This window comes from Bordetella ansorpii (assembly GCF_900078705.1).
GTDB lineage: Bacteria > Pseudomonadota > Gammaproteobacteria > Burkholderiales > Burkholderiaceae_B > Bordetella > Bordetella ansorpii_A.
This window is the reverse complement of the sequence record NZ_FKIF01000010.1, coordinates 433,857-451,955: the sequence shown is the minus strand read 5'-3', so window position 1 is coordinate 451,955 and position 18,099 is coordinate 433,857. Positions and strand designations below refer to the sequence as shown.

At 68.0% G+C, this 18,099-nt stretch carries 16 protein-coding genes; 6 read left to right on the top strand and 10 right to left on the bottom strand.

Annotation, left to right across the window (positions count from 1 at the left end; translation table 11 throughout):
• Positions 1-153: 153 nt before the first annotated feature.
• The 4 genes from A6745_RS26495 to tsaD form a co-directional block, all read right to left on the bottom strand.
• On the bottom strand, positions 154-1,134 hold the full coding sequence (locus A6745_RS26495; RefSeq protein ID WP_156513559.1) for a FecR family protein: 981 nt from the start codon (positions 1,132-1,134) through the stop codon (positions 154-156).
• On the bottom strand, positions 1,131-1,661 hold the full coding sequence (locus A6745_RS26490) for an RNA polymerase sigma factor (protein WP_066134228.1): 531 nt from the start codon (positions 1,659-1,661) through the stop codon (positions 1,131-1,133). The genes A6745_RS26495 and A6745_RS26490 overlap by 4 nt, the downstream gene beginning before the upstream one ends.
• A gap of 64 nt (positions 1,662-1,725) precedes the next feature.
• Complete coding sequence (locus A6745_RS26485; RefSeq protein WP_156513558.1) at positions 1,726-2,376, bottom strand: STN domain-containing protein; 651 nt, start codon at positions 2,374-2,376, stop codon at positions 1,726-1,728.
• A 193-nt stretch (positions 2,377-2,569) separates the two neighbouring features.
• Entirely contained in the window at positions 2,570-3,604 is a 1,035-nt protein-coding gene (tsaD, locus tag A6745_RS26480; RefSeq protein ID WP_066134222.1) for a tRNA (adenosine(37)-N6)-threonylcarbamoyltransferase complex transferase subunit TsaD, read from the bottom strand.
• Positions 3,605-3,731: 127 nt separating this feature from the next.
• On the opposite strand from tsaD, the gene A6745_RS26475 reads away from it, so the two are divergent.
• The 3 genes from A6745_RS26475 to A6745_RS26465 all read left to right on the top strand — a co-directional run bounded on the left by A6745_RS26475 (position 3,732) and on the right by A6745_RS26465 (position 6,819).
• Positions 3,732-5,024, top strand: coding sequence for an NCS2 family permease (locus A6745_RS26475; protein ID WP_066134885.1), 1,293 nt, complete (start codon positions 3,732-3,734; stop codon positions 5,022-5,024).
• Positions 5,025-5,252: 228 nt separating this feature from the next.
• The gene (locus tag A6745_RS26470; protein WP_066134219.1) at positions 5,253-6,290 is read left to right on the top strand and encodes an LLM class flavin-dependent oxidoreductase; all 1,038 of its coding nucleotides are present in this window, start codon (positions 5,253-5,255) and stop codon (positions 6,288-6,290) included.
• Between the two features lie 136 nt (positions 6,291-6,426).
• Entirely contained in the window at positions 6,427-6,819 is a 393-nt protein-coding gene (locus A6745_RS26465) for a thioredoxin family protein (RefSeq protein WP_066134216.1), read from the top strand.
• A 165-nt stretch (positions 6,820-6,984) separates the two neighbouring features.
• On the opposite strand, the gene A6745_RS26460 is transcribed toward A6745_RS26465, so the two are convergent.
• The 6 genes from A6745_RS26460 to A6745_RS26435 all read right to left on the bottom strand — a co-directional run bounded on the left by A6745_RS26460 (position 6,985) and on the right by A6745_RS26435 (position 13,357).
• Positions 6,985-7,572, bottom strand: coding sequence for an IMPACT family protein (locus A6745_RS26460; protein ID WP_066134213.1), 588 nt, complete (start codon positions 7,570-7,572; stop codon positions 6,985-6,987).
• A gap of 58 nt (positions 7,573-7,630) precedes the next feature.
• A complete protein-coding gene (locus A6745_RS26455; protein WP_231886110.1) occupies positions 7,631-8,419 on the bottom strand; it encodes a type 2 periplasmic-binding domain-containing protein in 789 nt (262 codons plus the stop codon).
• Positions 8,420-8,540: 121 nt separating this feature from the next.
• A complete protein-coding gene (locus A6745_RS26450) occupies positions 8,541-9,314 on the bottom strand; it encodes an ABC transporter permease (RefSeq protein WP_066134208.1) in 774 nt (257 codons plus the stop codon).
• Complete coding sequence (locus A6745_RS26445; protein ID WP_066134206.1) at positions 9,311-10,309, bottom strand: ABC transporter substrate-binding protein; 999 nt, start codon at positions 10,307-10,309, stop codon at positions 9,311-9,313. Before A6745_RS26445 ends, A6745_RS26450 begins: the two co-directional genes overlap by 4 nt.
• A 96-nt stretch (positions 10,310-10,405) precedes the next feature.
• Positions 10,406-11,179, bottom strand: a complete 774-nt coding sequence (locus A6745_RS26440) for an ABC transporter ATP-binding protein (RefSeq protein ID WP_066134204.1) — start codon at positions 11,177-11,179, stop codon at positions 10,406-10,408.
• A 573-nt stretch (positions 11,180-11,752) separates the two neighbouring features.
• Positions 11,753-13,357: an ABC-F family ATPase gene (locus A6745_RS26435; RefSeq protein WP_066134883.1), complete on the bottom strand. Its 1,605-nt coding sequence runs from the start codon at positions 13,355-13,357 to the stop codon at positions 11,753-11,755.
• A 777-nt stretch (positions 13,358-14,134) separates the two neighbouring features.
• On the opposite strand from A6745_RS26435, the gene A6745_RS26430 reads away from it, so the two are divergent.
• The 3 genes from A6745_RS26430 (at position 14,135) to A6745_RS26420 (ending at position 18,070) form a co-directional block, all read left to right on the top strand.
• A complete protein-coding gene (locus A6745_RS26430; protein ID WP_066134201.1) occupies positions 14,135-15,259 on the top strand; it encodes a TRAP transporter substrate-binding protein in 1,125 nt (374 codons plus the stop codon).
• Positions 15,260-15,416: 157 nt separating this feature from the next.
• Positions 15,417-16,040, top strand: coding sequence for a TRAP transporter small permease subunit (locus A6745_RS26425; protein ID WP_066134198.1), 624 nt, complete (start codon positions 15,417-15,419; stop codon positions 16,038-16,040).
• On the top strand, positions 16,037-18,070 hold the full coding sequence (locus tag A6745_RS26420; RefSeq protein ID WP_066134195.1) for a TRAP transporter large permease subunit: 2,034 nt from the start codon (positions 16,037-16,039) through the stop codon (positions 18,068-18,070). The genes A6745_RS26425 and A6745_RS26420 overlap by 4 nt, the downstream gene beginning before the upstream one ends.
• Positions 18,071-18,099: the final 29 nt, after the last annotated feature.

The following is an 18,099-nucleotide window of genomic DNA, read 5'->3' as shown; positions in this document are numbered from 1 at the left end:
CGAATCCTGAGCGGGACAATCTTCCAGACGCAGGACATGGTTGACCCTGCGCGACTGTCTTCTAGTCGATTGGCGTGCGCAAAACTAAACCGGGCCGCTCATGAATTTTCCATGACATGCCAGATACCCCCCGCCGCCAGAGGCCGGCATCGCTCAGGTCAGCAGCACCAGATCGCCCACCCGGCGGATGTGCACGCCGTGCAGCAGGCGCAACTGCTCGATGGCGTCGTCGAGCCTGCCGATGGAGAAGTTGGCGCTGAAACGGCGCCCGGCCAGTTCCTGGTTCATCAGCACCACGCGGCCGGGACGGTAGCGGTTGATTTCAGCCACCACGTCGGACAGCGGCAGATCGTGGAACACCACCATGCCGCGCCGCCACTCGCCGCCGCCCGAAGAGGTGGTCACGGGACCAAGCTTGTCCCCGTCGTAGGACACCTGCTGGCCCGCGGCCAGCGTCACCGCCGCCTGGGCGGACACCAGCCTGGCGGTGCCGCGGCGGCAACGGGCCCAGCCCGCGCCGCCCTCGGCCATGCGCCGCAGTTCCACCTCGCCTTGCTCCACGAGCAGCCGGACCGGCCCGGCGACCAGTTCGCACGGGGTGCCCGAGGTCTGCAAAGCGGCTTCGCCGGAGATCAGCTGCAACTGCGGCACGCCTTCCGGCTGCTGCAGCGACACGCTGGTCTGGGTGTTCAGGGACACGGTGACCTTGCGGCCAAGCGCGACATCGCGCTGTTCGCCGGTGCCGGTACGGTAGTCGGCCTGCAACTCGCCCCAGGACGGCCACAGATGCAGGGGCGGGCGGATCAGCGCAAACGCCCCCAGCGTGCCGAAGGCCGCGGCCGCCCCCCCCAGGAACGCCCGGCGCCGGTTGCGCAACTGGGCGGGCGAGCGCATCTGGCGGGGCCGCTCGACGTCGAACCGCAGGGTGGCCTGTCCCATCTGCCGCCACTCTTGCGCGGCCTGCTCCCAGGCCTGGGCATGCGCGGCGCTCTGGCCGCGCCAGCGATGGAAGGCCGCCAGAGTGCGCCGCGTCGGCCGGTCGGTGCCCAGTTCGACCGCCCAGGCCTGCGCCTGGGATTCGATCTCGTCCCATTCGCCGGCCGACATGCCGGAGCTGGATTGCGCCGGACTCATGGCAGATCGTCGTCCCGGTCCCGCGCCTTCAGGGCCTTCATGCAATAGCGGTGCGCCTCCAGGACTTCGCGTCCGACCATGGCCGCGGAAATGCCCCAGCACTTGGCCAGCTCGGTACGCGTGCGCCCATGGACGCGCGTCTCGACCAGCAGCGCGCGCTGGCGCGGCGGCAATTCGTCCATGATACGGACCAGCGCGGCCAGCCGCGAGCGGCCCTCGGCCTGGCGGCCCGGGTCGGCGCTCTCGTCGACGGGTCCGAACAGCGCCTCGACCTCCTCCTCGCTGACCAGCCGCGAGTCCGCGCGCATGCGGTCGATGGCCACATGCACGGCCGTATTGACCAGGTAGGTCTGGGGAAACTGCACCAGATCCAGGTCGTCGCGCCCCGACAGCCGCAGGTAGGCGTCGTGCAGCGCATCCCCGGCCATCTCGCTGGAACTGCCCAGGCGGCGCGCGACCTGGGCGCGCAGGGCGTCGTAACGCTCGCTGATCAGCAGGCGCAGGCGGGACACACCGTTGTCACTCATGGGCACGGCTCCTGGCTGGGCGCGCCGCCCGGACGGCAAGCGCACGGCGTTCTGGCGGCAAATATCATTCGGGACACCCGAGGCGGCGCCCCGTCCTGTCGGGCGTGATCTGCATGATGGCCGGTTGGGCCACGCCTTCGGGCGGCCGCTCCAGCGGCAGGCCGATCAAGGCTTCATGGACCGCCGTTTCCAGATCGGGCCGGTGCGCGACGCTGACCTGCAGCGGCCCCAGGCGCGCCTCGGGGCCGACCCAGAAGCGGATGGCCATGCGATGGCGTCCGGCCTCCAGCGCGGGGTGGCGGCACAGTTCGCCCAGGATGCGCCGCTGCACGAGGCCTTCGTAGCGCAGCCGCACGTTCTGCGGATCGGCCCCCGCCACGGGCGGTTGGCGGGTCAGGATGTAGGACTGCCCGTTGGTGAAGCGCGCCCGCAGGCCGCTGTCCTGCAACAACAGCACCAGCGCCCCGTCGACCGAATGGGCGCCCGTCACGGGATGGGAATACTGGCCGGCGACCAGCCCCGTCTCGTACAGCACCGAATACTGCGTCAATTCGCTGTAACGCGTCAGGGCCTCGTGCAGCGGCAGGCGCGGAATGTCGAAGACGACACGGGCAGGCTCGTGCCGCGGGGTCTGCATCTGCGCACCGCCCGGCGGCGCGGCGTGCGCCGAAGGCAGCAGGCAGGACGCGGCCACGCCCAGGCAGGCTTGGGCCATGCGCATCAGCCTTGCGATGCCCGGCATGGCGCAGGCATACGAACGGCCGCGAAGGCGCGGAAACACGGCAACGCGAGGATCATGGGGCGGGCGGCGGGCCGTAGAGGCCTGTCGGAAGAACGAAGCCGGAAGACCCGGCATCGTACGAAGCTAAGGTTAACGTCAGGTTACAGCTGCGCGTCCGCCCACGGCCTCACACGGTGATGTCGGCCAGATCCCAGCGCGGCCGCACCGTGAAGGCGTGGCCATCCTCGCGCAGCTCGGCCAGGCCGGCCTTGACGCGCTCGGCAGCGGCATGCGCGATCATTGCGCCGTTGTCCGTGCACAGCGACAGCGGTGGGAAATAGGCCTGCGCCTTCAATTTGCCCAGTTCGCGGGCCAGGTGCGCGCGCAACAGGCTATTGGCCCCCACCCCGCCCGCCACCACCAGGCGGCGCAATTTGGTCTGTTTCAGCGCGCGGATGGCCTTGGCGGCCAGCACGTCGACGATGGCCGCCTGCGTGGCCGCCGCCAGGTCGGCGCGCGTCTGCTCGTCCAGCCCGCCCGCCTGCTCGGCGGCCTTCACCCGGGTCAGCACGGCCGTCTTCAGGCCGCTGAAGCTGAAATCCAGGTCGCCGCTGTGCAGCATGGGACGCGGCAGTTCGAAACGGGAGGCATCGCCGCGCTCGGCCATGCGCGACAGCGCCGGCCCGCCGGGGTAGCCCAGGCCCATCAGCTTGGCCGACTTGTCGAAGGCCTCGCCGGCCGCGTCGTCCAGCGTCTCGCCCAACAGCTCGTAGCGCCCCACGCCGTCGACGCGCATCAGTTGGGTGTGTCCGCCGGACACCAGCAGGGCCACGAAGGGGAACTCCGGCTTGGGATCGGCCAGCAACGGCGACAGCAGATGGCCTTCCAGGTGATGGATGGCGATGGCCGGACGGCCCAGCGACCAGGCCAGCGACTGCGCCACGCTGGCGCCCACCAGCAGCGCGCCGGCCAGCCCGGGGCCGGCCGTGTAGGCCACCGCGTCGACGTCCGAGAACTGCAGGGAGGCTTCTTTCAGGACCTGGCGCGTCAGCGGCACCACGCGGCGGATATGGTCGCGCGAGGCCAGTTCGGGCACCACGCCGCCGTACTCCTGGTGCATGGCGATCTGCGTGTGCAGGGCGTGCGACAGCAGGCCGCGCTCGGTACAGACCGCGGCCACGCCGGTCTCGTCGCAGGAGCTTTCGAATCCGAGGATGATCATGGGCGCAGAGTTTACAACTGGTGCGAAAATACCGCCTTCGGCGGCCGCTCCCGGCGGCCCCGGCACGGACGCCGGCACGCACCGCGGCTGGCAACTCATCACGGGCAACGAAGGGGACCTGAACAACATGCTCGATAAGCTATTTCGCCTGCGCGAGCACGGCACCACCGCGCGCACCGAGATCATCGCCGGGATCACGACGTTCCTGACGATGTCCTACATCATCTTCGTCAATCCCGACATCCTGTCGTCCACCGGCATGGACCGCGACGCGGTGTTCGTGGCCACCTGCCTGGCCGCCGCGCTGGGCACGCTCATCATGGCGTTCGTGGCCAACTGGCCCATCGGCATGGCACCCGGCATGGGCCTGAACGCCTTCTTCGCCTTCGGCGTGGTCAAGGGCATGGGCTACACCTGGGAACAGGCGCTGGGCGCGGTGTTCATCTCGGGCATCATCTTTCTCATCCTGACGCTGACGGGCGTGCGCGCCTGGCTGATCAAGGGCATCCCGCATTCGCTGCGCAGCGCCATCGCCGCGGGCATCGGGCTGTTCCTGGCCATCATCGCGCTGTCCAGCTCGGGCATCGTGGTGCCCAACCCTGCCACCAAGGTGGCGCTGGGCGACCTGCGCCAGCCCGGCCCGCTGTTCGCCGTGCTGGGCTTCTTCATCATCGCCAGCCTGGACGCCCTGCGCGTGCGCGGCGCCATCCTGATCGGCGTGCTGGCCGTCACCGTGCTGTCCATGGCGCTGGGCTACAACGAGTTCCGGGGCGTGTTCTCCGCGCCGCCCAGCCTGGCCCCGACGTTCCTGCAACTGGACATCCTGGGCGCGCTGCACACCGGCTTCGTCCACGTCATCATCGTTTTCGTGCTGGTCGAGGTGTTCGACGCCACGGGCACGCTGATGGGCGTGGCCAAGCGCGCCAACCTGATTCCCGAGGGCCGGCCCAATCGCCTGGGCCGCGCGCTGTTCGCCGACAGTACGGCCATCGTGGCGGGTTCGGTGCTGGGCACCAGCAGCACCACCGCCTACGTCGAAAGCGCCTCGGGCGTGCAGGCCGGCGGCCGTACCGGGCTGACCGCGCTGGTGGTGGCGCTGCTGTTCCTGGCCGCCTTGTTCATCTCGCCGCTGGCGGGCTCCGTGCCAGCCTACGCCACCGCGCCCGCCCTGCTCTACGTGGCCGGCCTGATGATGCGCGAATTGATCGACATCGACTGGGACGACGTCACCGAGGCCACGCCGGCCGCGCTCACCGCGCTCATCATGCCGTTCACGTATTCCATCGCCAACGGCCTGGCCTTCGGTTTCATCAGCTATGCCGTGCTCAAGGCCTGCACCGGCCGCATCCGCCAGGTGCATCCGGCCACGTGGCTGGTGGCCGCGCTGTTCGTGGTCCGGTTCGCGTTCTTCCCCGAATGAGCGCGCCCGCCGTGCGCGTGCGCGGTGCGCGGTGCGCGGACAGGCTAACGCCGTCATATACCCAGGCTATCGACCCGGCCGCCCGCAAGGTTGCTCGGGTCCCTGGTTGATTTCGCCGATACACTCTCCATATGAATCACAGGCGGGGCGCGCATGCCGCGCCGCCCCGCCGGGCGCCCTAGCCGGCTTTCCCGCCGCGCATCCCGCCGTTCTCTTGCAGAGGTATCCATGACCGTCCTGGCCAACGTGCCCTTCTCCGTGCTCGACCTGGCGCCCATCGTCGAGGGCGGCAGCGCCGCCGATGCCTTCCGCAACACGGTGGCCCTGGCGCAGCATGTCGAGAAGCTCGGCTACAACCGCTTCTGGCTGGCCGAGCACCACAACATCCCCGGCATCGCCAGCAGCGCCACCGCCGTCCTCATCGGCCACGTGGCCAGCCACACCACCACGCTGCGTGTCGGTTCGGGCGGCATCATGCTGCCCAACCATGCCCCGCTGATCATCGCCGAACAATTCGGCACGCTCGAAACCCTGTACCCCGGCCGCATCGACCTGGGCCTGGGCCGGGCGCCCGGCAGCGACGGCGCCACGCAGCACGCGCTGCGCCGGGGTCCGCGCAGCGGCCTCGAATTCCCGGCCCTGCTGGACGAGCTGCGCGCCTTCCTGGCGCCCGCCCAGCCCGGCCAGCCCGTGCGCGCCATTCCCGGCGCGGGCCTGGACAGCATCCCCATCTGGCTGCTGGGCTCCAGCGATTTCAGCGCGCGCCTGGCGGCCGAGCTGGGCCTGCCCTTCTCGTTCGCGGGCCACTTCTCGCCCGAGGGCATGGCCGCCATGCGGCTGTACCGCCACCTGTTCAAGCCGTCCGAGACCCTCGACCGCCCGTACGCCATGATCGGCGTGCCGGTCATCGCGGCCGACACCGACGAGCAGGCCCGCCACCTGTCCACCACGCAGCAACTGAAGTTCCTGTCGCTGGTGCGCGGCAACCGCCTGGCGCTGCAGCCGCCGGTCGACAGCATGGACGGCCTGTGGAACGAATGGGAGCGCCAGGCGGTCCACCAGAAGCTGGCGGCTTCCATCGTGGGCGGGCCCGACACGGTGCGCCAGAAGCTGGAAGCCCTGGTCGCGCAGACCGAGGCCGACGAGGTGATGATCGTGTCCGACTTCCATCATCTGGAAGACCGGCTGCGCTCGTACGAGATCGTGGCCTCGCTCAAGGGCGAGCGCGCCGCCAGGCAAGACCCGGCGTCCTGTCTGCCGGCCTGAAGCCCGTGAATTGCATGGTTGCGGCTGGCGGGCACGTCAGTTGCGGCCCCCAACGCGGCGCGCCGAAGTTCGCCGCGTACAACCGGGCCGGCCCGCCGGCCCCCACTTCCGCGTCCGGCGCGGCAAGGATGGCGATATGAGCATCGTAGAACTCACCAAGGATTCCTTCCAGGAAGCCATTACCCCCGACGGCACCCTGATCGTCGACTTCTGGGCCCCCTGGTGCGGCCCGTGCAAGGGCTTCGCGCCCGTCTTCGAACAGGCCGCCACGGAACATGCCGACATCACGTTCGCCAAGGTGAACACCGACGTCGAACAGGAACTGGCCGGCGCGCTGGGCATCCGCTCGATCCCCACGTTGATGGTGTTCCGCGAGCAGGTCCTGCTGTTCTCGCAACCCGGCGCCCTGAGCGCGGGCCAACTGAACGAACTGCTGGGCAAGATCAAGGAAGTGGACATGGCCCAGGTCCACAAGGACATCGCCGACGCCCGCGCGAAGTCCGACGGCGCGGACGGCGCCCCGGCCTGACGGTCACGGCCGGGGCCGGCCAGCGGGCCTGGCCGCCCGGCCCGTTGGCGATCAGGCCGGACAGCCCGAACGGGACGCGGCAACTCTTTTGGGGCGTGTACGCGCCGCAGTGGCCGTGTCACCGGAGGGGCGTGCGCGCCTGTGGCCGCGCCCCGTGTGGCCACCTCACGATGAGACGCGCCAATCCCCTTTGCCGCGCGTGATGTTCGCCACCACCTGTTCGAGTTCGGCCAGCACACCGCGCGGCACCTGCAGGGCCAGTTCCGCGCCGTGTTCGCCGAAGGTCTCGCCCGCTATCGTCACGCCCCCCTGCGCCAGCCTGGCGCGCAGCAGCGGCAGTTCGGCGAAGTCGCATCGGCAATGCACGTCCACCGTTTCGATGACCTCCACCCGTTCGCCCAGCCGCAGGCAATTCGCCGCGCAGCCCCCGTAAGCCCGCACCAGCCCGCCCGCACCCAGCTTGATGCCGCCGAACCAGCGCACCACCAGCACCGCGACGCGGTCCAGCCCCTGGCCATCGATGGCCTGCAGGATGGGACGCCCCGCCGTGCCGCCGGGCTCGCCGTCGTCGTTGCTGCGGTATTCATTGCCGATGCGGTAGGCCCAGCAGTTGTGCGTGGCGGCGGGATCGCCATGGCGCGCGAACAGCGCCATCGCCTCGCCGATCGAGGCCACCGGCCCCGCGACGGCCAGGAAGCGGCTTTTCTTGATCTCTTCTTCGTGCGTGCAGAGGGCGGCCAGCGTATGCGTCATGGCGCGGATTGTAAGCGCGGCGGTGCGGCGGAGCCGTCCGATGGAGCGTCAGGATCGTTCAGCCGTGGCAGTCCGGCACTTCCTGGTCCAGGTAGACGTCGAATGCCACGTCGCGCGCCCATTGGTCCGCCATGGCCTTCCAGGCGCCGTTGCGGCGCCATTCGCGCATGGTGCCGGCCAGCAGCGCGGCCTGGCCGCCTTGCGTCGCCACGAGCCAGACGCGCTCGGCGCGCGGGCCTTCCAGCGCCAGCGTCGACGAGAATTTCTTCCACTCGGGATAGCGCATCAGCGGCGCCCAGACGGTGTCGTCGATGACGGCGACGTCGCAGCCCCCCTCGCGCGCGGCCACCAGCGCATCGGACGGCACGCGATGCATGCGCACCGTGGCCCCCGACTGCCTGGCCACCTCCTGCGCCTGCACCGCGGCGAAAGACATGCAGACGCTTCGGCCCTTCACGTCCTGCCAGCGCCGCATGGCGGTATCGCTGCGGATGACGGCCTGCGGGCGGGTCACGTAGCCCGTCGGCACGCGCGTCACGCCCGGCGCCCTCGCGCCGGGGGAAGACAGCCCTTCGACCTGGCTCGCCAGTACGGCGTCGACCTCGCCCGCGGCCAGCAGACTTTCGGCCTCGCTGGCATCGACCTGCCGCAGCACCACGGGCAGGTCCAGCGTCTGCCCCAGCCGTTCCGCCATCAGGGCATCCAGGCCATCCGGAGTACGGATCTTGGCGCCGGCCGCGGGCGGCGGCGCCAGGTACGGCACGCCGATCACCAGCGAGCCGCGCGCCCGCGCCTTGGCGAACGCGGCTTCGGACGCGGCCGGCTCGGCGGCATCGGCATGCGGCATGGCGAACGGCGCCGCCGCGCCGCCCGCCAGCCAGGCGCCCAGCAGCAGCGCGGCCACGCCGCCCGCCATCCGGGCCTTGCCTGCACGAATCGACACCAGGCGCCGCATGATCCAAGCCCCGTCAGACGTACTGGTAACGCAGCAGGCGGTGCTTGAGCTTCTCGAGCACGAACTGGTCGATCAAGGCCGCCAGCACCGCGATGACCAGGATGTTGGCCATCACGCCGGTCATGTCGGCGATCTCGCCCGAATAGGCCAGCGAACGGCCCAGGCCCTTGCCAAAGCCGATCAGCATTTCCGCGGAGATCAACGCGCGCCAGGCATTGCCGAACGCCAGTTGCGCGCCGGTGATCAGTTCGGGCATGACGGCCGGCAGGTACACCCGCTTGACCAGGTCCCAGGGCGTGGCGCCCATGACGCGCGCCGCGGACACGTGCACGCGTTGCACCGATTCCGTGGCGTTCATCACGCTGAGCGCGGCCGGGAAGAATGCCGACAGCGCCACCACGATGATGATGGGCGTGTTGCCGAAGCCCATCACGATCAGGAACAGCGGCACCCAGGCGATCGACGGAATGGCCTGCAGGATGACGATGGCGCTGCGCAGCACCTCGCGGAAGAACACCAGCAGCGCGGCCACCAGGCCGAAGCCGATACCGGCAGCCAGCGCCAGGCCGTAGCCCAGGCCCAGGCGGCTGAGGGTGCCGGACAGGCTCTGGTGGAAGTTGTCCTTGCCCAGTTCCTCGACCAGGCGGCCCAGCACCGTGGGCACGCCCGGCATCAGGAAGTCGGGCAGCGACCAGGCGGCGACCTGCCACAGCAGGAAGATGAAGGCCACGCCCAGCACCCCGGCGAGGGTCTTGCGCAGCCCTGTCACGCGAGTGGAAGTGCTCAAAGCTTGCGAGCCTCTTGCCAGGACAGGTCGACGATGCTGGACACGTCGTACGGTTTGCCGTCGCGGGTCTTCAGCGCGCCCTGGGCTTGCAGGATGTCGGCGATTTCCTGCATGCGGGCCGTGTCCTTGTCCGTCAGCTTGGGCGTGAACACCTGCGTGCCGATGGCTTCGCTGATGACGGTGTCGCGAGGCAGTTCGCCGCGCTTGAGGGTCTTGAGCGTCGGCTCGGCGATGAAGTACGAGGAAATCAGCTTGGCGGCTTCATTGGGCTGCTTCTGCAGCAGGTTGGTGGCCTGCAGCTGGGCGTCCAGCGCCTTCCACACGTCGTCCTTGCGCTTGGACAAGACCTCGCCCGAGGTGATCACCACCATGCACGGGAACGGCCACGACTGGCCCACTTCATAGATCTGCTTGACCGGCGCGACCAGTTGCGCGATGCGGTCGTAGGGCTCGAACAGGAAGGCCGCGTCCACGCGCTTGCCCACCAGCGACTGCACGGCCACGGCCGGGCTGACGCCCATGATGTTCACGTCGTCGGCCGACAGGTTGCCCTGCTTGAGCACCACGCCCTTGAACACCACGTCGGCGGTGCTGCCTTCGCTTTGCGAGGCCAGGGTCTTGCCTTTCAGGCCGGCGATGTCCTTCACGCCGGCATCGTCACGCACCACCAGCGAGTGGTAGCCCTGTTGCGCGCCGCCCACCACCTTCAGGTCCGCGCCCTTCGAGGCCCAGGCCACGGCGTTGGTGAAACCCAGCACGCCGATGTCCATCTGGCCGCCCACGATGGCTTTGATCAGGTCGGTGCCCGACTTGAACTCGACCAGTTCGGTGTCCAGGCCGGCCTTCTGATAGTAGCCGCCTTCCTGGGCCACGATGGCCTGGGCGTCGTCCATGACGCGCAGGTAGCCCACGCGGAACTTGTCGGCGGCCATGGCCGGGCCGGCGGCCAGCAGCGCGGCGGCCAATGACAGCGAAATCGAGTGCTTGATCTTCATGATGAGGACTCCTCGGTAATGGGGCGGCCACGCCGATGGCGGGCAAACTTGTTATGGGGTGACGAAAGGACGGCGCGCCGGCGGCCGCCCGGACGTTCAGGCGGTCAGCGCGGCATCGTCCTGCTCGGCGCCGTGGCCGCCGACCGCGATGCCCAGCAGGCGCAGGATCTCGCGCTTCTCGCCGGCCAGGTCGGCCAGGTCGTGCGTCTTGGTGCGGTGCGCCAGGTTGAACTCGCGCAGCACGCGCGCCGGGCGCGGGCTGAACACCACGATGCGGTCGGCCAGGAACAGCGCCTCGTCCACGTCGTGGGTGACCAGCAGCACGGTGGGCTTCTCCTGCTCGATCAGTTGGCGCAGCACGTCCTGCAGGCTCAGTCGCGTCAGCGCGTCCAGCGCGCCGAAGGGCTCGTCCATCAGCATGGTCTGCGGCTTGGCGATGAACGCGCGGGCCAGCGCGGCGCGCTGGCGCATGCCGCCGGACACCTGGTGCGGAAAATACCCTTCGAAGCCGCCCAGGCCGACCCGTTCGAGCCAGGCCACGGCCTGCTCGCGCGCCCGCGCCTTGGGCACCCGCTGGAACTCCAGCGCCAGCGACACGTTGTCGCGCAGCGTCAGCCACGGATACAGCGCATGCTCCTGGAACACCAGCGTTCGGCTGGGATGCGGACCCTGCACCGGCTTGCCATCGGCCAGCACGCTGCCCTCGGAGGCTTTCTCCAGGCCGGCCGCCAGATGCAGCAGCGTGGATTTGCCGCACCCCGACGGACCGACCAGCGCGACCAGTTCCCCGGTCTTGAATTCGCTGGAAAAGCCGTCCACCACTTGCAGCGAGCCGAAGCGCTTGTGGACGTGGTCGAAAGTCAGGTTCATGAGGCAGGCCAGGTGAGGACAAATTTGGTCACATGGCACTCTACCTAGATGGCATATGAGAGAAAACTATATTTCTATAATTTATTAATAGATTCTGGAAATATAGAAATCTTCCGGCGGGTCGCTTTTTACGGTCGAGGATTGCGCTCTTATGACGCCGCAGTCGTACCTGCGAAGTCTCGTCCTCGCCCTTCCGGGCTGCGGGCGCGACTTCTCCGGCACGCCCGCGGCTCACATCCACGTAGTGCTGTGGCCTTTAAAACACCCGCTTCAATCGAAGTCCGTATGTTTTACGCCACTATCCAGGGCCCTGGATCGAAGATCCATCGTTGAACCCACGATGGACTTCGACATGGCTACGACATCAGTACAGAACGCCGTGCATGGGACGCGCCGGACACGAGAAACCGTGAGCCGGTGGCATGACGGAGAAGTCACGCCCGGAGCCCGAGAGGGCGAGGACGAGACTTCGCAGTTGTGCCACCGGCGCTCAAGAACTCAAACCGCCGCCCAGACAAACCACACTCACCCGCAAACCGCACCTGCATAGTCCCCACTGCGGGCAAGAACCCATCAATCCACCCCGCGCGACGCCAGATACTCGTCGTAGGTGCCGCGATAGTCGATGATCTGCCCATCGGGCATGATTTCGATCACGCGCGTGGCCAGACCCGACACGAATTCGCGGTCGTGCGAGACGAAGATCAGCGTGCCCTTGTACTGCTCCAGGGCGAACTGCAGCGACTCGATCGATTCCATGTCCAGGTGGTTGGTCGGCTCGTCCAGCAGCATCACGTTGTGCCGGCCCAGCATCAGGCGGCCGAAGGTCATGCGGTTCTTTTCGCCGCCCGACAGCACCTTGGGGGCCTTGGGCAGGTCGTCGCCCGAGAACAGCAGGCGGCCCAGCGCCGAACGGATGGCCTGGTCGTCGTCGCCCGGCTGGCGATGGCTGGTCATCCAGTCGAACAGGTTGATGTCGGTCTGCTGGAACTGGTCGGACACGTCCTGGGCCATGTAGCCCCGGTCGGCGTTCTCCGACCACTTCAGCATGCCGCCGCTGGGCGCCAGGTCTTCGGCCAGCAGGCGCAGCAGCGTGGTCTTGCCCACGCCGTTGGCGCCGATGATGGCGATCTTCTCGCCCGCCTCGATCATGGCCGAGAAGCTCTTGATGACCGGCGTGGTGTCGTAGGTCTTGGACAGGTTCTCGATCGTGACGGCCAGGCGGTGCATCGGCTTGGACTGCTCGAAGCGGATGTACGGGTTCTGGCGCGACGAGGGCTTGACCTCGACCTGCTCGGCCTTGATGCGGTCGATCTGCTTCAGGCGCGAGGTGGCCTGGCGGGCCTTGGACTTGTTGGCCGAGAAGCGGCGCACGAAGTCCTGCAGTTCGGCCACGCGTTCCTTGGCCTTGGCGTTGTTCGCGTTCAGGCGCTCGCGGGCCTGCGTCGAGGCCAGCATGTAGTCGTCGTAGTTGCCCGGATACACGCGCAGTTCGCGGAAATCCAGGTCCGCCATGTGGGTGCACACCTGGTTCAGGAAGTGGCGGTCGTGGCTGATGATGATCATCGTGCTTTGATAGCTGTTGAGCACGTCTTCCAGCCAGCGGATCGTGTTGATGTCCAGGTTGTTGGTCGGTTCGTCCAGCAGCAGCACGTCGGGATTGGAGAACAGGGCCTGCGCCAGCAGCACGCGCAGCTTCCAGCCCGGCGCGATCTCGCGCATCGGCAGGTTGTGCTGGTCGACGGCGATTTCCAGGCCCAGCAGCAGTTCACCGGCGCGCGCCTCGGCGGTGTAGCCGTCGAACTCGGCGAACTTGGCCTCGAGGTCGGCCGCGCGCATGTAGTCGTCTTCCGTGGCCTCGGGGTTCGCGTAGATGGCGTCGCGCTCGGACATGGCGGCCCACATCTCGGTGTGGCCCATCATCACGACGTCGAGCACGCGGACGTCTTCATAGGCGAACTGGTCCTGGCGCAGCTTGCCCAGGCGCACGCCGGGCTCGAGCGACACGTTGCCGCTGGTGGGCTCGAGGTCGCCGCCGATGATCTTCATGAACGTCGACTTGCCCGAGCCGTTGGCCCCGATCAGCCCGTACCGGTTGCCTTCGCCGAATTTGACGCTGACGTTCTCGAAAAGGGGCTTGGGACCGAACTGGATGGTGAGGTTGGCAGTGGAGATCACGGTGGCAGGAAGCTCTTTGGACGGTTGCGGCCCGTCGGTGCGGATGCGATGGTGCATCGCAGCGGGGCGGCAGGACGAAACCCATGAGTTTACCAAGGCGGCGTTTCGGCTGCCTGCTTGGGAGCTTTTCTGAGCGAACTCGTGATCTCGTTCAGGACGAAACAAGGGTTCTTGAGCGCCTGGGGCACACCTTCGGATTCTCGTCCTCGCGCTGCCGCGCTGCGGGCGCGAACCCTCCGTCATGCCCCAGGCTCAAGGCTTCTATTACTCACCATAAAACGCCCGCTGTTCGGCCAAACGAAGATCGCTCCACTGAAGACCTCCGCACGCTCAGCGCATCCCGTCGAATCGCCGGCCGTCACTGCCCCCTCTCGCCCCAGCCCCGCCGCCCTCGCGCAGTACTCGCCGACTGACGCTGCCGCGAGCCGCGGAGGTTCCGGAGAAGTCGCGCCCGCAGCGCGAGAGCGCGAGGACGAGACTTCGCAGGCACCTGCGCGGCGCCAGAAGAACACGATCCGCCGCATGACGTACCTCCCGAAAATCGCCCAGCTATCGACTCCATAGCCCCCCGGGTTATTCCCGAGCACCAGCTTATTGTCAGATTTCTTTCAGAAAGCTTTAATCGTCGTGCGGCTTCCCATTGCATCCATGCATGGGCATCAACAAGGAAAACCACCGAGCCGCCCGAGACGCCCGCAGCACGTCCGGACAAGAGACAACACATCCTCGCAGTAACAACAAGCTGGTCCATGTAGTCCATCCAGGAGACAACGAACCATGCAACACGTTACGCAGTCCCGCCGCAAATTCATTTCTGGCGCCACCGCCGTCGCGGGCACGGCGGCCTTGGGCTTTCCCGCCATCGTCAGCGCCCAGACGCCCGTCAGCCTGCGCTTCCAGAGCACCTGGCCCGCCAACGACATCTTCCACGAGTTCGCCACCGACTACGCCAAGAAGGTCAACGACATGGCGGGCGGCCAGTTGAAGATCGAAGTGCTGCCCGCCGGCGCGGTGGTCAAGGCCTTCGACCTGCTGGATGCCGTGTCGGCCGGCACGCTCGATGGCGGCCACGGCGTGGTGGCCTATTGGTACGGCAAGAACACCGCGGTCGCGCTGTGGGGGTCGGGCCCCTCGTTCGGCATGGACGCCAACCAGTTGCTGGCCTGGCACGAGTATGGCGGCGGCAAGGAACTGCTGGCCGAAATCCAGAAGGCCATGGGCGTGAACGTGGTGTCGATGATGTACGGCCCGATGCCCACCCAGCCCTTCGGCTGGTTCAAGAAGCCGGTGACCAAGGTCGAGGACGTCAAGGGCCTGAAGTTCCGCACCGTCGGACTGGCCATCGACATGTACAGCGCCATGGGCGCGGCCGTGAACGCCCTGCCCGGCGGCGAGATCGTGCCCGCGCTGGACCGCGGCCTGCTGGACGGCGCCGAGTTCAACAACGCCTCGTCCGACCTGGCGCTGGGCTTCCAGGACGTGTCCAAGATCTGCATGCTGCAAAGCTTCCACCAGAGCGCGGAGCAGTTCGAGATCATGTTCAACAAGGCGAAGTACGACGCCCTGCCCGAGCACCTGCGCCACCTGCTGCGCTACGCCGCCCAGGCCAGCAGCGCCGACATGTCCTGGAAGGCCGCGCAGCGGTACTCGCAGGACTACATGAAGCTGCAGAACGATCACAAAGTGAAGTTCTACAAGACGCCCGACGCCATCCTGCAGACCCAGCTGAAAATCTGGGACGACATGATCGCCAAGCGCTCGGCCGAGAATCCGCTGTTCAAGAAAGTGCTGGACTCGCAGCGCGCCTTCGCCCAGCGCATCGGCCGCTGGCATGGCGACACCACGGTCAACTACCGGATGGCCTACAACCACTACTTCGCGCGCAGCAACAAGCCCGCGTAAGTCCCCTCGGCCCGCATCCCGCCGTACCGCCGCCGGCGCCTCGCCGGCTTCGGGCGGCGTGGCGCGCGGCCGCCACGCCCTGCCCGGCCGCTGCGGCGGCGGCCTCCGCGCCGCATGCCGTGTCCGGGCGCCCCACGCGTCTACACCGGGACGTCAGATGATCCGCTTCATACGCTTCATAGACCGCATCTCCACCTGGGTCGGCCAGGCCTTTGCCTGGCTGATCGTCGTGCTGACCCTGCACGTGTGCTGGGAGGTGGCCGCGCGCTACCTGCTGAACCAGCCCAGCGCCTGGGCCTTCGACATGCAGATGATGTACTACGGCATCCTCTTCATGATGGCCGGCGCCTACACCCTGGCCAAGAGCGGCCACGTGCGCGGCGACATCCTCTACGGCTTCCTGCCGCCGCGCGTGCAGGCCGGGCTCGACCTGATCCTGTACCTCGCCTTCTTCATCCCGGGCGTGGTCGCCCTGGTGTGGGCGGGCTGGTACTACGCCGGCTACTCCATCGCCATCCGCGAGCACTCGTCGCTGATGGCCAACGGGCCGCCCATCTATCCCTTCAAGGCCTTCATTCCGCTGGCCGGCGCCGTGCTGCTGATGCAGGGCGTGGCCGAGATCCTGCGCTGCGCGCTCTGTCTGTGGCGCGGCGCGTGGCCGTCCCGCGAAGAGGACGTCGAGGAAGTCGACGTCGACAAGCTCAGGGAAATGGTGAACGTGAAAAACGAGGACATTGCCAAGCTGGACCGCTACGCCGCCCAAGGGGAGCAGACCCGATGAAAATCAACAAGGCTTTGTGGTTCGGCCTGTCCTGCATCGGCCTGGTGCTGCTGATGATCGCGTTCCTCACGCCGTGGGGCCACCTGGAGACGGGGCACATCGGCCTCTTGATGCTGGCGCTGATCGTGGTGGCCATCATGCTGGGCTTTCCGACCGCGTTCACGCTGATGGGCATGGGCGTGCTGTTCACCTTCTTCGCCTATTTCATGCAGAGCGGCGACGGCGGCCGCTCGCTGGGCCAGACGCTGGACCTGATGGTGCAGCGGACCTACGCCACCATGACCAACGACTCGCTGATCTCGATTCCGCTGTTCGTGTTCATGGGCTACCTGGTCGAGCGCGCCAACCTGATCGAGAAGCTGTTCCGCTCGATGCACCTGGCGCTGGCGCGCGTGCCGGGCGCGCTGGCGGTGGCCACGCTGGCCACCTGCGCCATCTTCGCCACCGCCACCGGCATCGTCGGCGCGGTGGTCACGCTGATGGGCCTCTTGGCCATGCCCGCGATGATGAAGGCCGGCTACAGCGTGCGGTTGACCGCCGGCGCGATCACGGCCGGCGGCTGCCTGGGCATCCTGCTGCCGCCCTCCGTGATGCTGATCGTCTATGGCGCCACCACGGGCACGTCCGTCGTGCAACTGTACGCGGGCGCACTGTTCCCCGGCATCATGCTGGGCGGCCTGTACATGCTGTACGTGATCATCGTGGCCAAGCTGCGGCCCGACATGGCCCCGCCGCTGCCCATGAGCGAACGCGGCGTGCCGCTGCCGCCACAGTCCGAGGCGCTGGCGCGCGGCCCGCATCGCTATGCGGTGCCGGGCATGCTGTCGGCGCTGTTCAGCGGACGCCGCCCGGCGGGGGTGGGCAGCGGCTATGTGGCGCGCAACCTGCTGACCGCCATGCTGCCGCTGCTGGTGATCGCGCTGCTGGCCTGGTCGGTGCACAGGATGGTCACCAAGCCGGCCGAGACCTACGATATTCCGGACGAGTTGCGGCTGGGGGCCAGCCAGTTCGACTCGGGGCTGGGAGAGCCGCCCACCGACGGTGGCCTGGCCGAGCCGCCGACGGAAGGAGGCCTGCAGGAACCGCCCGTCGAGGGCAGTTTGCAGGAGCCCCCTTCCGCTGACGGCGCGGCGGCCCTGTCCGAACCGCCCGGCGCCCCGCGGACCGGCGGCGTCTCGGAGCCGCCCGGCACCCAGGCGGCGACACCCGCCCCCGCCCCCGCCAGCGCATCGGCCGCGGCAAACGCCGCCAGCGAGGCCGCCGCCAACGAACGCCCTTCCGCGCCCCAAGGCTTCTGGATCTTCCTGGGCGTATGCGTCGCCATCCTGGCCGCCTTCTACGGCGTGCTGACCTGGGCGCGCCTGGAAATCTTCAAGATGCTGCTGGGCTCGTTCTTTCCGCTGGCGGTGATGATCGCCGCCGTGCTGGGCTCCATCGCCTTCGGCCTGGCCACGCCCAGCGAGGCGGCGGCCATGGGCGCGATGGGCGGCGCGCTGCTGGCGCTGGCCTACCGCCGGCTGACCCTGCCGGTGCTGCGGGAGTCGGTGTTCCTGACGGCCAAGACCAGCGCCATGGTGTGCTGGCTGTTCGTGGGCTCGTCGATCTTCTCGGCCGCCTTCGCGCTGCTGGGCGGCCAGAGCCTGATCGAGCAATGGGTGCTGTCGCTGGGCCTGACGCCCATCCAGTTCCTGCTGCTGGCCCAGGTCATCATCTTCCTGCTGGGCTGGCCGCTGGAGTGGACCGAGATCATCGTCATCTTCATGCCGATCTTCGTGCCGCTGCTCAATGCCTTCGGCATCGATCCGCTGTTCTTCGGCCTGCTCGTGGCGCTGAACCTGCAGACGGCCTTCCTGTCGCCGCCCGTGGCCATGTCGGCGTTCTACCTGAAGGGCGTGTCGCCGCCGCACGTGACGCTGAACCAGATTTTCCTGGGCATGATGCCCTTCATGGGCATCCAGGTCGTGGCCATCTTCCTGCTGTACATGTTCCCCGGCATCGGCATGTGGTTGCCCACGGTGCTATACCGGTGATTCACGTACAACGGACAGGAAGAGACCGA